At 64.6% G+C, this 15,068-nt stretch carries 14 protein-coding genes and 1 pseudogene; 8 read left to right on the top strand and 7 right to left on the bottom strand.

From position 1 onward, the window contains the following. Positions 1 to 90 precede the first annotated feature (90 nt). Entirely contained in the window at positions 91 to 1,242 is a 1,152-nt protein-coding gene (locus VFH65_RS18180) for an amidohydrolase family protein (protein ID WP_353323317.1), read from the bottom strand. Between the two features lie 21 nt (positions 1,243 to 1,263). Further along, positions 1,264 to 2,343 carry an amidohydrolase family protein gene (locus tag VFH65_RS18175; RefSeq protein WP_353323316.1) on the bottom strand — a complete coding sequence of 360 codons (1,080 nt, stop codon included), beginning with the start codon at positions 2,341 to 2,343 and terminating at the stop codon, positions 1,264 to 1,266. A 295-nt stretch (positions 2,344 to 2,638) separates the two neighbouring features. Here VFH65_RS18175 and VFH65_RS18170 point away from each other — a divergent pair, with 295 nt between their 5' ends. Continuing rightward, positions 2,639 to 3,637: an acyl-CoA dehydrogenase family protein gene (locus tag VFH65_RS18170; protein ID WP_353323315.1), complete on the top strand. Its 999-nt coding sequence runs from the start codon at positions 2,639 to 2,641 to the stop codon at positions 3,635 to 3,637. Further along, entirely contained in the window at positions 3,621 to 4,808 is a 1,188-nt protein-coding gene (locus tag VFH65_RS18165; protein WP_353323314.1) for an acyl-CoA dehydrogenase family protein, read from the top strand. Before VFH65_RS18170 ends, VFH65_RS18165 begins: the two co-directional genes overlap by 17 nt. A 109-nt stretch (positions 4,809 to 4,917) precedes the next feature. Here VFH65_RS18165 and VFH65_RS18160 read toward each other — a convergent pair whose 3' ends face one another. The 5 genes from VFH65_RS18160 to VFH65_RS18140 all read right to left on the bottom strand — a co-directional run bounded on the left by VFH65_RS18160 (position 4,918) and on the right by VFH65_RS18140 (position 8,615). Beyond that, positions 4,918 to 5,355 (bottom strand): hypothetical protein, encoded by a 438-nt coding sequence (locus VFH65_RS18160; protein ID WP_353323313.1) that lies wholly within the window; start codon positions 5,353 to 5,355, stop codon positions 4,918 to 4,920. 68 nt (positions 5,356 to 5,423) lie between these two features. Beyond that, a complete protein-coding gene (locus tag VFH65_RS18155) occupies positions 5,424 to 6,785 on the bottom strand; it encodes a cytochrome P450 (RefSeq protein ID WP_353323312.1) in 1,362 nt (453 codons plus the stop codon). A gap of 29 nt (positions 6,786 to 6,814) precedes the next feature. After that, positions 6,815 to 7,009, bottom strand: coding sequence for a ferredoxin (locus VFH65_RS18150; RefSeq protein ID WP_353323311.1), 195 nt, complete (start codon positions 7,007 to 7,009; stop codon positions 6,815 to 6,817). 14 nt (positions 7,010 to 7,023) lie between these two features. Then, positions 7,024 to 7,884 (bottom strand): mycofactocin-coupled SDR family oxidoreductase, encoded by an 861-nt coding sequence (locus tag VFH65_RS18145; protein ID WP_353323309.1) that lies wholly within the window; start codon positions 7,882 to 7,884, stop codon positions 7,024 to 7,026. Positions 7,885 to 7,913: 29 nt separating this feature from the next. Continuing rightward, a complete protein-coding gene (locus tag VFH65_RS18140) occupies positions 7,914 to 8,615 on the bottom strand; it encodes an SDR family NAD(P)-dependent oxidoreductase (protein ID WP_353323308.1) in 702 nt (233 codons plus the stop codon). A gap of 249 nt (positions 8,616 to 8,864) precedes the next feature. Here VFH65_RS18140 and VFH65_RS18135 point away from each other — a divergent pair, with 249 nt between their 5' ends. From VFH65_RS18135 to VFH65_RS18110, 6 genes and pseudogenes are all read left to right on the top strand, one after another. Beyond that, positions 8,865 to 10,370: an aldehyde dehydrogenase family protein gene (locus tag VFH65_RS18135; RefSeq protein WP_353323349.1), complete on the top strand. Its 1,506-nt coding sequence runs from the start codon at positions 8,865 to 8,867 to the stop codon at positions 10,368 to 10,370. After that, a complete protein-coding gene (locus VFH65_RS18130) occupies positions 10,367 to 11,572 on the top strand; it encodes a CaiB/BaiF CoA transferase family protein (protein WP_353323306.1) in 1,206 nt (401 codons plus the stop codon). Before VFH65_RS18135 ends, VFH65_RS18130 begins: the two co-directional genes overlap by 4 nt. A gap of 16 nt (positions 11,573 to 11,588) precedes the next feature. Next, positions 11,589 to 12,764, top strand: coding sequence for an OB-fold domain-containing protein (locus VFH65_RS18125; protein ID WP_353323305.1), 1,176 nt, complete (start codon positions 11,589 to 11,591; stop codon positions 12,762 to 12,764). 58 nt (positions 12,765 to 12,822) lie between these two features. Beyond that, positions 12,823 to 13,992 carry a thiolase C-terminal domain-containing protein gene (locus tag VFH65_RS18120; RefSeq protein WP_353323304.1) on the top strand — a complete coding sequence of 390 codons (1,170 nt, stop codon included), beginning with the start codon at positions 12,823 to 12,825 and terminating at the stop codon, positions 13,990 to 13,992. Then, on the top strand, positions 13,979 to 14,791 hold the full coding sequence (locus tag VFH65_RS18115; protein WP_353323303.1) for an MlaE family ABC transporter permease: 813 nt from the start codon (positions 13,979 to 13,981) through the stop codon (positions 14,789 to 14,791). The genes VFH65_RS18120 and VFH65_RS18115 overlap by 14 nt, the downstream gene beginning before the upstream one ends. Before the next feature lie 4 nt (positions 14,792 to 14,795). Continuing rightward, positions 14,796 to 15,068: pseudogene (locus VFH65_RS18110) on the top strand (ABC transporter permease); the annotation flags it as partial.

The raw sequence follows: 15,068 nt of genomic DNA, 5'->3' as shown, positions 1-15,068 counted from the left end.
CGATTCTCGGGTCGTCCCCCTGCCCTGCGGGCGGGTGGGCCCCCCGCTTGCGTGGGGAGTACCCCCATCACTCCTGCTCTCCGCCACGTCTCAGAACACCCTGACCTGACCCTCAAGCACCGGCACTGTGTCCGGAAGCTTGTAGGTCTCAAGGCCATTGCGGAACATGATCCTTTCACGAGCGTGTTCTGGCAGGTGTTTGACGAGCCAGCGCGGATCGTCGAAGGTCCAGTGCGGGTAATCGGAGCTGTACAACAGGATTTTCTCGCACTCCATCCACTCGAACGCGCGGGTCAGCTCCGTCTTGTCCTCGGGATAATCCAGGGGCTGGGTGGTGAACTTGATGTTGTCCTTGACGTATTCGCTTGGCTTGCGCTTGATGTCCAGCCACGACTTGCGCGCTTCGTAGATCGCGTCCATCCGCCACATCAGCGGCAGAATCCACGTGAACGCGTGCTCGACAAAGACGATGCGCAGAGTCGGGAAGCGGTCGAACGTTCCGTCGAAGATCAGGCTCATCACCTGATTGGCGGCCAGCAGCGAATAGGTGACCATGAAGTCGTGGTTGTAGCTCGGCAGTCCCACCGGCGGGATCGGCAGCGTTTCGTACTCACCGCGTGACAGGTGGCAGCTGACGGTGATGTCGTGCTTGGTGGCCGCCGCCCAGATCGGGTCGTACTTGGGATCGCCCCATGACGGCCGCGGCTCGGCCTTGATCAGGACCTGAGCCATGTACGGGTGCCCGGCCCATTTCTCGATCTCGGCCACCGCGCTCTGCGGCTCCTCGATCGCCACGCAGACCGATCCGCGCCACCGCTCGTGCCAGTTGTTGTGACCGTCCAGCCAGTGGTTGGCCAGCCATTCGTTGCCTGCGGTGCAGTAGGCCGCGGTGGCTTCGGGCAGCCGAAACTCAGGGTGCGTCGGTTCCAGGATCGCGATGTCCGAGCCTGCCTCCATGATCAGCTGCCGAAACGCCATGTCCGGGTCGCTGCCGGCGAACTCGCCGTCCGGCGGGAAGGTATCTAGACGCATCGCGTAAGCGTGCGCGAAATCGGGTGCGTCGTAATAGATCTGGTTGCCGACCTGGTGGCTCAGGAAGTACTTGCTGCGCCAGGGCTCCGGGATGTACTCGACGAGTTGGCCACGCTTGGGCATCGGGTGCACGTCGGAGTCGACGCACCGCACCGCGATTCGCTCGGCGGCCGGTACTCGTGGGTTGGTTGACGTGGTTGTAAGAGTCATCGTGGGCCTCCTCGCTGACGTCTACTGCGCCAACACAGTGGACGGAATGGCTGGACTGTTGATGCCGTAGAGCTCCGCGGCGTTGCGCCACAGCAACTTGTCGCGCTGTTCGGCGCTGAACGCTGCCGGCACCTTCGGCTCGCTGAGATTGAAGTGCGGATAGTTAGATCCGAACATCACCATGTCCTGTTTGCCGGTGAAGCCGAACCATTCGCCGGCGAACTCGGTGTCGCCGGGGCCGTCATAGGCTCCCTGCACGAAGAAGGTGTGGCCGGGCAGATAGTCGCTGGGCATCCGAGGCGCCCATGGTGTCTGCTCGAGGTGTGGCCGGCCGAAGCAGTCCATCCGCCAGATGAACGGCGTCAACATGTCCGCCGCCCCGTCTGCCCACACGAACTTCACCGTCGGCATCCTTTCGAATACCCCTTCGGCGATCATGTTCATCAGGTGGTACAGGTAATTCAGCGACATGAAGGACAGGTACTGCTCGTAAGTCCTGGTCTTTCCCGACGGCGTCGGTGGGAACGCGATGCCCGCGCCGACCTCGATGTGCACGGCCACCGGCAGATTCGCGTCTGCCGCCGCTTCCCACAGCGGCCAGAACTGCGGCTTGCCGTACAGCTCCCGTGACTGCAGCGGAACGCCGATCTGCACCACGCGGGGATGGTCCTTGTACTTGTCGATCTCACGCAGCGCGCCGGCGACGTCGTCCGGATTCACTCGGATGGTGCCGCGGAACCGCTCGCCATGCTGGGAATGCTCGAGCCAGCGCGTCACCATCATCTCGTTGTGCGCCGCGGCGATCGCGGTGCCCAGGTGCCGATCGGGCATGATGCCGCGGGTCATCGGGTGCAGCACCGCGACGTCGACACCGCGTTCGTCGAACAACTGCTCAGCCACCAGGTCGGGGTCGGAGCCCGGTTGACGGCGGTCCGGTCCCTCGGTGCCCTTGGCGTACTCGCCGCCGGGTGCGCCGTACCAGTTCATGTCGTAGTCGGGGAAGCCACGGCTGCGGAACGGCTCGCGCATGAACGTCCCCATCAAATCCTTGTTGGACCTGCAGAAGATGTGCACGCTGGCGTCAATGAGGGGCGTCTTCATCCCGTCAGGGTGTTCGATCACGTAGGGCCTCCGATGTCCATCCGGTGGGCCGGACACGCACTTGGGCAGCATCGTGCGCCGGCGCCGGACATAGACCCAGTGTAAATCGTAGTTCTTCAAAGGCAAGAATTATGTTCTCCAAATGTGCGTCCGTATCGCCGCTGGTAGGCATGTGTGCTGGTCAACTGCTCGACCCCAAAAGGGGGGAATGCGCTAGTTGCAACGGGAGAACAGTTACAACGTCTAAGGAGAATGTTATTCTCCTTAGACGTGACAAGCCCTCAGGAGGCGCTGGATGTTACTGGAGTTCGACGCTGATCAGCGGCTATGGCAGGAGACCGTGCACGACGCGGTCACCAAGCAGTGTCCGCCGTCCTTGGTTCGCAGCATCGCCGAGGACGGCGTCGACCCGAGCCCGTTGTGGAAGACCTACGTCGATGCCGGCTGGACGGAACTGGCCGATCCGGAGAACGCCGTCGAACTGGCGATCGTGCTCGAAGAGCTAGGCCGGGGCACCGATCCGACGCCGTTCCTCGCGACGCTGAGCCAGTTCGCGCCGTTGGCGGGCGAGCGGTTCGACCCGCAGCAGGCAGGAACGGCCGTCTACAGCGGCGTGACTGCCCATCGTGACATCGACGGCTGGGTGCTCGATGGGACTGCCCATCATGTGCTCGACGGTGATCGGGCCGCGAACCTCGCGGTAGTGACCGATGCCGGGGTGTTCGTCGTCGACGCGGGCCTGGCGGTAGCCCGCCGCAGTCCGGTGTTCGATCCGGTGCTGCACGTCACCGAGGTGACGTTCTCCGGCGTGCGAGTGCCCGACACGGATCGGGTGCGAACCGATCCGGAGAAGGCCCGCCACGTCGCCCTCACCGGTATGGCGATCACCACTGTGGGTGCGTGCCAACGCATTCTGGATCTGGTGCTCGAACATGTGAAGCAGCGTCAGCAATTCGGAGTCCCGATCGGTTCCTTCCAGGCCGTGCAGCACAAAGCCGTCGACATGCACGTCGCCACCGAACGCGCCCGCGCGCTGTCCTACTTCGCGGCGCTGACGATCGCGGCCGACGACCCACGCAGGCGCCTCGCGGCCGCGATGGCCAAAGCCGCAGCGGGGGAGGCGCAGTCAGTGGTATTCCGCCACGGCCTACAACTGTTCGGCGCGATGGGATTCACGTGGGAAAACGATCTTCAGTTCGCACTGAAGCGAGCCAAGGCCGGCGAGCTGCTGCTCGGCGGCGCGGCCGAACATCGCGCAATCATCGCGGAGGAGTTCAATGCAGCTGACTTTTGATTCCGACGTCGAAGAGTTCCGCGCCGAATTCGCGGCCTTCCTCGACGAGAATCTGCCACCCGAGACTGCAACCCTGGAGCGGCCGAGGTCGGTGTCGCACATGCCGCAATGGGCTCGCGAATGGCAGCGGCTGTTGTTCGACAACGGCTGGCTGCTGCCGGCTCAGCCGCCGGAGTTCGGCGGCCGCAACGCGACGGTTTTGCAGCAGTTCGTGCACCTCGATGAGCTGTGCCGGCGGCGGATATACCACAGCTTCAACCCCCAAGGCGTGAATATCATTGCAGCGTCGCTGCTTTCGTTCGGGTCCGAGGAGCAGAAACACCGCTGGGCGGTACCGGTGCTGAAGGCCGAGATCACCGCGTCCCTCGGCATGAGCGAGCCCAGCGCCGGCTCCGATCTGGCGTCGCTGCGGACGCGAGCGGTGCGCACCACTGATTCGGCTGGTGACCATTTCATCGTCAATGGACAGAAGGTGTGGACATCCGGTGCGCACGACGCCGACTTTCTGCTGACGTTTGTTCGCACCGACCCAGATGCGCCCAAGCACAAAGGGATCAGCGTGCTGATAATCCCAACCGACACTCCCGGAGTGGTGTGCCGGCCGTTCGCCGACATGTGTGGTGAGGAGAACAAGGACTTCAACGAAGTCTTCTTCACCGACGCGCGGGTTCCTGCGGAGAATTTGGTCGGCCCGCTGAACGGCGGCTGGGGCGTGGCCAACGGCTCACTGGGCCACGAGCGCACGATGATGTGGCTGGGCTTCGCCGACCGGATCGACAACATGATCGCCGACTTCCGGCCACGCACTGCGCTGGAACGCGACCAGTACGCCACGACGATCATGGACTATCAGGCGCTGCGGGCGATGGGGTCGGCGGCGTTGGCCCGGGCCGCACGCGGTGAGATGGACACCGCCTCGGTGTCGGTGCTCAAGCTGTTCGGGTCCGAGGCGGAGCGTCAGGCGTTCGAGAACGCGCTGACCGCCGCAGGTGCGGACGGGCTCACTCATCCGACGACGACGGGTCCCTACGAACACATGAACCTCGACCACTACTTCGTCAGCTGGTTCGAGCGCTACGCGCGCAGCTTCGGCGGCACCATCGCAGGCGGAACCTCGGAGATCCAGCGCAACATCATCGCCACGCAAGTGCTGGGGCTGCCGCGGCGCTAGTTCTTAGCGCGATTTCTAGCGCGAGCAGACGCGAAAGTACCCGACACGCCGATGTTTTGGGTACTTTTGCGTTCCCCAGCTACGCGTGGGCCCAGCTCGCGCGAAGAAGCTACAGCCTCTGCAGAGCGAAGGTCCAGAACTGCGATCCGGGTGGGCCGTTGAAACAGCCAACATCGTAGACGGAGTCGATCGTCCCGGCCAGTGTGACCTCGTCCCACGAGTAGGTGTCGCGGGTCGGCATGTTGTAGCCAGGGCAGCGCAGACCATCGGGCACATCGACAGTCAGCGTGTAGCGGCCGTTTTCCAGGTGGGCTTTTCCTTCGTAATAGGCGTAGAACTTCAGTCGCGGGGCCGCGCTGACGTAGACGCAGTCTGGCGTCTTCGTCGAGGCACACCGCGTGACGAACCAAAACCACGAAGCTTGCGTGTACCTGTTCGTCAGCACGTCGTAATTGCCCAGCTGCATCATCGCGTGGGCAGGCGGGGCGAGGGCAGCGGCAGCCGCCGCGAGCGTGGCCATCGCGGTCACGACCTTCACGGATTTCATGGTCGTCCCTTCGTCCTTCTCACTGACAGCTGACTATCAAACCACCTGGCCGCCGATCTCGGTCCATATCAGTCGATGACGACTGCGTCCTTGTGTTCGGTGATGGGCCTGGCCGGTTGCTGCTCGTCACAGATCCGCTGAAGGTTCTTCAAGGTCTCGTCGAGGCCGGGGCCCAACGGCTTGCTCGGCGTGAACGTCGCGGGCAGGTGCTTCATGCCCTGAATGACGCCGATGGTTTCGTAGTGCTCGGTGCCCTCGGGGTCGCAGACGTAGTCGGGCATCCGGTCGAGCACGGCGGTCAGCATCGACTTGAACACGGTGCGTGCCACGTTGGAACCGACGCAGCGGTGCACACCGATGCCGAAGCTGAAGTGCCGGTTGCCCTTTCGATCGAGAATGATCTCGTTGGGATCGTCGAAGACGGACGGGTCGCGGTTGGCCATCGCCCAGGAGATCCAGAGTCGCTCGCCTTCCTTGAACTTCGTGCCTTCGACCTCGACGTCCTCGGAGAACGTCCGGCCGTCGCCCGGCGCAGGCGTGAAGTAGCGGAGGAACTCCTCGGTGGCGGGGTTGAGCAACGTGTCGCGGTCGCGACTGAGCAGCTCGCGCTTGTCCGGGTGCTCGGACAGCCACTCGAGCGCGTGCGCAGTGAGCGCGGTCGTGGTGTCGAAGCCACCACCGATGATCAACCCCAGATTCCCCATGATCTCCAGGTCGGGCGCGGGCTCGCCGTCGATGCGCAGTTGCAGCAGCGCGTTGACCAGACCGGGCCGCGGATTCTCCTTCATCTCAACCATGTTGGTGAGGAGGTCGAGGCCCATCTGCCGGTTCATCTGCGCGACGCGCTCGGCGTCGGGCGAGTGCTCGGGAGTGGACACCGAAAGGTGCGCCGGCTCGCTGTAGATCGGCCACTTGTTCAACTCGATGCCCATCATCGCCAGGGTAAGCACCGCGGGCACGATGTTGGCGAGATCGTCGACGAAGTCGATATGGCCCGATTCAATTTTCTCGTCAAGAGCCGCTCGCACGATCTCGTCGACGAATGGCTGCCACCGCTTGATCGCGGCGGGGGAGAGGTAGGGGTTCAGCGCACCGCGGTAGGTGCTGTGCTCGGGCTCGTCCATCTCGAGGATGCCGCCGCGCACGACCGTGGCTCGCCGGGCCTTGGGAATGGTAATGCCCTGATACGGGGTCTCGCCGGTGAGATCGTGATGGTTGGAGACCGCAGGACAGCGCGCGAGTTCGAACACTTCCTTGCTGCCTGCCGCCACCCAGTGACCGTTGTAGGTGTCAGACCACGCCATGGGGCAGCGGGACTGCATCTCCTCGGTGATCTTCTCGAACTGCAACCGGTACTCCGGCGTATGCCGGTCGAAGTGATACCGATTCTTCTTCCGGTCGCCGTCGGCAACTTCGTCGTCGACGTTCAAGGCTTGTCTCCCTGTGTTTTGGCGATCGATCAGTCTTCGGCCGAGATGGCCTGTTCCGGGCACGAATGCACAGCCTCGCGTACCGCGTCTTCCTGGTCGGCCGGAACAACTTCGTTCACCGGTGACGACGTGCCGTCAATGTCACTGAGCTCAAAGGCATCTGGGGCGATCATCGAGCACAGGGTGTGACCTTGGCAGCGCTCCGAATCGACGAAAACCTTCATGATGTTCCTCCGGGTCAGTTGTGGTAGTCGTACCACTTGAGGTAGCCGCCTGCGTCCACCCGCACCTGCATGCCGGTGACATACCGGGCCTCATCGGATGCCAGCCACAACACCGCGTTGCTGATGTCCACTGGTTCGATCCACGGCACCTTCATCGCCTGCTGCACGTAGAACACCGGCTCCGCGTCGGCCTGGGTCGGGTGTTCCAGGTCGGGCCGGAACGACTTGTACATCGGCTCGCTCTGCAGCATGTCGGTGTTGCAGTTGGTGGGATGAACGACGTTGGCGCGGATGCCGCGCGGCGCCAGTTCGGTTGCCAGGTCGTGGACGTAGGCCGACAGAGCCCGCTTCGAATGCACGTACGCCATGCCGCCGGGGTCCCCGCCGGGGTTGTCCTTCTGGTGGGTGTCCATCAGCGCCGCCGTCGATCCCGTCGCGACGATCGCGGCGCCCTCAGACAGGTGCGGCAGCGCGACGTTGATCGCGTTGATCGTGCCGATCAGGTTGGTGTTGATGACGTCGACCCAGGCCTGAAGCGGCGGTTCGCCTTTCATGCCCGCGATGCCCGCCTGGGCAACCACGATGTCGACCTTGCCGAACTCGGCGATGCCGCGTTCCAGGGCCTCACGCAATTGGCTGGCCTCGCGAACGTCGGCCTGCGCGGTCACGATGCTGCGGCCCGTCTTCTCGACCAGCTTGGCCGTCTCCTCGAGATCCTCCGGCTTGGCCATCGGATAGCCGATCGTCGCGAAATCCTTACAGAGGTCGACCGCGATGATGTCGGCGCCTTCCTCCGCCAGACGTACCGCGTGACTGCGTCCCTGCCCTCGTGCTGCGCCGGTGACGAATGCGACTTTGCCTTGAACGCGTCCCACTGGATGTCCTTTCGTGTTGGGTTGGCCCGCTAGGTGTTTCGGCCGCCGTTGACGCCGAGGATCTGCCCGGTGATGTAGCCGGCCTCCTCGGAAACCAGGAACGCGCAGGCCGCCGCGATGTCCTCGGGCCGGCCGATTCGGCGCACCGGTGTTGCCTCGATCTGCTTTTGGGTGTCGCCGAGGAAGCCACGTTCTTCGGCCTTGCGCAGCATCGGGGTGTCGATGAAACCGGGAGGCACGGCGTTGACCGTGATCCCGTTCGGGCCGTACTCGAGCGCCAGACTCTTCGTCAGTCCGTTGACTCCCGACTTGGCCGCCACGTACGGGGCCATGAACGGCTGCCCGGAATGAGCGCTCGACGACGAGATGTTGACGATGCGACCCCACCCGGCCTCGATCATGTCTGGCAGCACCGCCTGGACGCAGTGGAAGACGCCGTTGAGGTTGACGTCGATCACGCGCTGCCAGTCCTCGAACGTGAGGTCGGTGAACCGCTTGAAGCGATCCAGCCCGGCGGCATTGACGAGAACGGTCACCGGGCCGAGCGCAGCGCGGATCGCCGTAAGGGCGGCATCGATCGCGCCGCGGTCTGTCACGTCGGCCGTGTAGGCGAACTCGGCGTCCGATGGATTGCGATCGATCGTCGCCACGTGCAATCCGTCGGCGCGCAGCCGCGCAGCGACGGCTTGGCCGATGCCAGAACCGCCGCCGGTTACGACCGCGTTCTTCACGCGCGGGCCTCAACCATTAAGAATCGTCCTTCCGATTATGAGAACCGTACTCTCGTGAGCTGCGATCCCGCAAGACAGTTCGGGAAACGGATTCGCACTGGTGAGACGTTTGGGCCTGGTTTGTCGCAGCCTTAAATGCAGGCAGCGGGAGTTCGTACCATTCGCTTGAGTTCTCCCTGTGCGAATGTATGATTCGCCGAGGATGAGAATGAAGTTTCCATCACATAAGGGCATGCGCTGAGGAGGATGATGCAGGAAACGTCGACTATCCCGAGTGACGCGGCCGCCGAGGCCGGCGAACCCCACGTCGATCGGCGGCTGTTGATCGACGGACAGCTGCTCGAGACGCCTCGGACGTTTCCTTCTATTAATCCCGCCACCGGCGCGGTGCTGGGCCACGCACCGGACGCGAGCGTCGCCGATGCGGAAGCGGCGATCGCCGCGGCGCGGCGCGCGTTCGACGCAGGCGACTGGTCGACGAACACCGAACTGCGCATCCGCTGCCTCGAGCAGTTCCATCAGGCGCTGCTCGACCATCGCGACGAGCTGGCCGAGCTCACCATCGCCGAAGTTGGTGCCACGCCTGCCCTCATCGCGGGTCCGCAATTGGACCAGCCGATCGACATCGTGCGCTACTACGCCGAGCTGCTGAAGAACTACCCGACGACCGAGGACCTCGGCAACATCGAGAGCCGCGGCATGCAGCATCACCGCTGGGTGGAAAAAGAGGCCGCCGGGGTGGTCGCGGCGATCATCGCCTACAACTATCCGAATCAGCTCGCGCTGGCCAAACTCGCGCCAGCGCTGGCAGCCGGGTGCACAGTCATTCTCAAGTCCGCTCCAGACACCCCGTTGATCACGCTCGCACTCGGCGAGCTGATCGCCAACCACACCGACATCCCCGCCGGTGTCGTCAACGTGCTGAGCGGAGCCGACCCGGAGGTGGGTGCGGCGCTGACCACCAGCCCCGACGTCGACATGGTCACCTTCACGGGTTCGACACCGACCGGTCGCCGGATCATGTCGGCCGCAAGCGAGACACTCAAGCGCGTCTTTCTCGAACTCGGCGGCAAGTCGGCGGCCATCGTGCTCGACGATGCGGACTTCAACACCGCCGCGCTGTTCTCCGCGTTCTCCATGGTGAGTCACGCCGGACAGGGCTGCGCGTTGACGTCGCGGCTGCTGGTGCCGCGCAAGAACCACGACGAGATCGTCGAGCTGGTCAAGAACAACTTCGCACTGGTGCGATACGGCGATCCAACCGAGCCCGGCACCTACATGGGACCGCTGATCAGCGAGAAGCAGCGCGACAAGGTCGACAGCATGGTCAAACGCGCCGTCGACGCGGGCGCCACATTGGTGACCGGCGGCGAGAAGGTCGACCCCGGCTACTTCTATATGCCCACCCTGCTCACCAACGTCGACCCCGACAGTGAGATCGCCCAGGAGGAAGTGTTCGGGCCCGTGTTGGTCGTCATCTCCTACGAGGACGACGACGATGCCGTGCGGATCGCCAACAACTCCATCTACGGTCTGTCCGGTGCGATGTTCGGCAGCCAGACGCGCGCGCTGGCGCTGGCCCGACGCATCCGGACCGGAACGTTCTCGATCAACGGCGGCAACTACTTCAGTCCCGACAGCCCGTTCGGCGGCTACAAGCAATCCGGGATCGGCCGTGAGATGGGGACCGCGGGACTCGAGGAGTTCCTCGAGTCCAAGACGTTCGCCGTAGTAGTTTCCGGGGCGTCCGCATGAGGCCACTCGAGGGCATTCGCGTCCTCGAGGTCGCGATGTACGGCTTCGTGCCGTCGGCCGGTGCGGTGCTGCGAGAATGGGGCGCCGACGTCATCAAGGTCGAACACGCCGTCACCGGCGATCCACAACGCGGGCTGCGGCAGACCGGACTGCTTCGGGTCGAGGGAGACCCGAATCCCAACATCGAGCACGCCAACCGCGGCAAGCGCAGCATCGGGCTCGACATGTCCGTGCCCGAGGGGCGCGAGATACTGCTGGCGCTGGCGAAAAACGCCGATGTGTTCCTGACCAGCTTCCTGCCCGGTCACCGGCAGAAGTTCGGCATCGACGTCGACGACATCCGTGCCGTCAACCCGAAGATCATCTATGCGCGGGGCAGCGCGCTCGGGCCGCGTGGTGAGGAATCGGTCAAGGGCGGCTACGACATGACCGCCTTCTGGTGCCGTGCCGGCACTGCGGCCACAATCACCCCGCCGGGTACGCCCGGCATGGTCGGCCCGCCGGGCCCGGCCTACGGCGACACCATCTCGGGCACCAACCTCGCCGGCGGGATTGCCGCGGCGCTGCTCAAGCGCGAGCGCACCGGCGAATCGTCGGTTGTCGACGTCTCCCTGCTGGGCAGTGGACTGTGGTCATTGGGGCATACCGTCGCGCTGACCAAGCACCTCGGTCAGCGCATGGAAGCCTTTCCACCGGGAGTGCACGGCTCGCCGATCAACCCGCTGGTGGGTCTGTACCCGACGGCCGATGATCGCTACATCTCCTTCGTGATGATGCAGCCCACCAAGTTCTGGGCGGACGTGTGCAAGCACATGGACCTCGACGAGCTGGCCGACGATCCGCGCTTCGCGACCGTCGAGTCGATCGCCGAGAACACCGCGGCGGCCGCGGAGATCCTCACCGAGGCGATGTCGAAGCGCCCTCTCACCGAGTGGAGCGAGCGCTTCGCGACGTTGGCCGGGCCGTGGGCGCCGGTGCAAGACACCTTGCAGGCGGTCGAGGATGCCCAGATCCGTGCCAACGAGTACTTGGTGCAGGCGGGCGAGCTCGAATTGGTTGCGAACCCTGTGCAGTTCGATGTCAGCGCACCCCAAACCGGGCCTGCTCCCGGTTTCGCAGAGCAAACTGACGAAATCTTGCTGGAACTCGGCTTGGATTGGGACCGCATCATCGAGCTCAAGACGGCCGGCGCCGTCACCTAGATCTGGAGAGATCCCAATGCCTTACGTCGCTTCCATCGGCACCTACCTGCCGTGCTGGGGTATGTCCCAGCAGCGGGTTGCCGGTGACGACGAGGACGCGGTCACGCTCGGCGTTGAAGCCGGGCGTGCCGCATTGCTTTCCGGCGGGGCGGTGGAGCGCGTCGTGCTCGTGAGCCGCCACTTGCCCCTGCTGGAGAGCAGCAACGCCGCGGTGCTGCTCGCTGGTCTCGGGCTCGACCCCGAACTCGAGGTGGACGAACGACTTGGCGGCGCGCCTGCGACGCTCGATGCGGTCAGTTCTGCCCGGCCGCGCACCCTGATCATCGGCGCTGATCTCGAACCCGCGGGTGCGGCGGCGATCCTGACCGCCGAGCACGGACTTGCGGTCCGCACCGCGGCCAGAGTGTCGCGCAGCCTCCCGGTGCGTACCCGCAAGGCAACCGGCGATGTGCACGACTACGGTGACCCGCGGCTGTTGCACGAGCGGGGCCTGATCGCCTCACTGGAAGCCGCGTGGCTGGATACCCCGGCCGCAGTCGCCGGGGTGGATCACGACCGAGCCGCCGAACTGTGCATTGGTAACCCGCCGCCGCTGCCGACGACCGGAGCCAGCTCGAGCCTGTTCGCGCTCGCGGGCATGGTCGACACGGGTACGACTGGGCCACTGGTCGCCGTCGAACAGGCCATCCTGTCCGGGATCACGGTCTCGGGCGGCGCTGCGCAGATCCATCGGCGCGAGCCGGCCGCGCGGCCGGTGCCCGAGGGCAGATACATCGCCGACACCGAGATACCGATCTCGCTGGCCGCATATGAGCGGGCGTTCGAAGCAAAGGTTCGGTGGGAGGCGGGGCAGTTCTCCGACTCCGAGGAACTGGACTTCCCGCCGCGGTATCGCGTCGGCCCCGACGGTGTGCTGGCCACCGAATACGAACTGGTGCCGCTGCCGCGCACCGGGACCGTGTACACAGAGACAACGGTGCACATGCCGGTGCCGGGATTGAAGACTCCGTATTCCCTGGTGATCGTCGAGCTCGACGGGGTCGGTGTCCGCGCCTTGGTGAAGGTGACGGGCGCAGATCCCGGCAGCGTCGAGATCGGCGACCGCGGCAGGATGGCACTGCGCCGTGTCGCGGTCCGCTCAGGGGTGCCCGACTACGGATATGCCTTCGAGCCGGAGACTGATGCGGCGTGAATGGCAAGAGTTACCGTAAACCATACGGTACGATTCCCGGCGTGTTGGGCGCGGCGTCATGAGAAAGGTGGCGATCGTCGGTGCCGGGATGACGCCCTTCGGCGAGCACTTCGCGCTCGGCATCAAGGACCTGCTGCCGATGGCCTTCGCCGACTGCGCGGCCAGCGTCGACAAGGGGCTATCCAAGACGGATCTGCAAGCCGCGTGGTTCGGCGCGATGGGCACCACCGACGGGTTCCCGTCCGGCATCCTGGCCGACAGCCTCGGGCTGCCAGACCTTCCGGTCACCCGCGTGGAGAACTCCTGCGCGACGGGTAACGATGCCGTCCGCAACGCGTTGTTCGGTGTCTCCTCAGGCGCTTTCGACGTCGCGCTGGTGATGGGCGCCGACAAGCTACGCGACTCCACCTCGAGAGACATGCTCTGGGAGTGGGAGGCGATGGCGCGCGACATGGCCTGGGACTACCCGCTCGGTGTGGTTTCTCCCGCAGGATTCGCGCTGCATGTTCGGCGGTATCTCCATGAGTCGCCTGCCACCGAAGAGCACTTGGCCATGGTGGCGGTCAAGAACCACCGGCATGGCGTCAAGAATCCGAAGGCGCGACTTCGGTTTGAGATCACGATGGAGCAGGCGCTGAGCGCACCGATGGTCGTGACCCCGTTCCGTCTCTACGACTGCGCGCCGCAGAGCGACGGTGCCGCAGCCCTGGTGATCGCCGCCGAAGAGGTGGTGGAACGCTTCACCGACCGGCCGGTGTGGATCCGTGGCGTCGGCATTGGGATGGATTCGGTAATGCATCAACACAAGCCGGACCTGACGACGATGCCCGCGACGGTGCGTGCCGCCAAGCAAGCGTTCACCATGGCGGGCATGACGCCTGCTGACGTTGATGTGGCCGAAGTTCACGATTTCTTCACGGGTATCGAACTGATCAGCTATGAAGACCTCGGATTCGCCGAGCGGTTCGGGGGCTACAAACTCGTCGAAGCAGACGTCACGACTATCGGCGGAGGGCTACCGGTGAACCCCAGTGGGGGACTGAAGGCCAAGGGGCATCCACCCGGCGCGACCGGCGTGGCACAATGCGTCGAACTCTTCGAGCAACTGCGCGGCGAAGCCGTCAACCAGGTCGACGGCGCACGAATTGGGCTGGCGCACAACATCGGTGGCCCGACCGCGGTGTCGGCCGTCACCATCCTGGAAGGGTCGGTCAATGGCGCGAGGTAGCGGGCCGGAGCGGTGGTCGGCAGGGTTGCCGCAGATTCGCAGTATGTCGGGGCCGATGCAGGCCATAGGTGGCTTGTTCGCGATGTCGGCCGATGCGGTGAAATTCGTATTCCGCAGGCCGTTTCAGGGCCGTGAGTTCCTCGAGCAGGCCTGGTTCATCGCGCGTGTCGCATTGATACCGACCCTCCTGGTAGCCATCCCGTTCACGGTGCTGATCAGCTTCACACTCAACATTCTGCTACGTGAACTTGGCGCGGCAGATCTATCCGGTGCGGGTGCGGCGTTCGGCGCCGTCACCCAGGTCGGACCGATTGTGACCGTGTTGATTGTGGCTGGCGCCGGGTCGACGGCGATTTGTGCCGACCTGGGTTCGCGCACGATCCGTGAAGAGATCGAGGCGATGGAGGTGTTGGGCATCGATCCGGTGCAGCGGCTGGTGACGCCGCGGATGCTGGCCTCGGGGTTGGTGGCGCTGCTGCTCAACAGCCTGGTGGTGATCATCGGAATCCTTGGCGGCTACATGTTTTCGGTGTTCATCCAGGACGTGAACCCGGGTGCGTTCGCAGCAGGCATCACGCTGTTGACCGGCGTGCCCGAAGTGATCATCTCCTGTGTGAAGGCGGCGTTGTTTGGTCTGGTCGCCGGGCTGGTGGCGTGCTACCGCGGCCTGACGATCACCGGTGGTGGCGCGAAGGCGGTGGGCAATGCCGTGAACGAGACGGTGGTCTATGCCTTCATGGCGTTGATGGTAATCAATGTCGTAGCCACGGCGATCGGCATCCGGATGACGACGGGATAGCGCGATGGGAACCATGACGATCCTGCGTTCGACGTATCCGCGGATCACCGACCAGTTGAAGCGTCCCGGTGACCTGCTGGGTCGCATTGGCGACCACATGCTGTTCTACCTCAAGGCGCTGGGCGGCGTGCCGCACGCGGCGGTGCACTTCCGCAAGGAGATCGTCCGGCTGATCGCCGAGATCTCCATGGGCGCAGGAACATTGGCGATGATCGGCGGAACCGTGGCGATCGTCGGGTTCCTGACGCTGGCCGCCGGCGGCACGCTCGCGGTGCAG

The organism is Mycobacterium sp., assembly GCF_035697385.1.
Taxonomy (GTDB): Bacteria; Actinomycetota; Actinomycetes; order Mycobacteriales; family Mycobacteriaceae; genus Mycobacterium.
The sequence above is the reverse complement of the archived record's forward strand: the minus strand, read 5'-3'. Positions and strand labels throughout refer to the sequence as shown.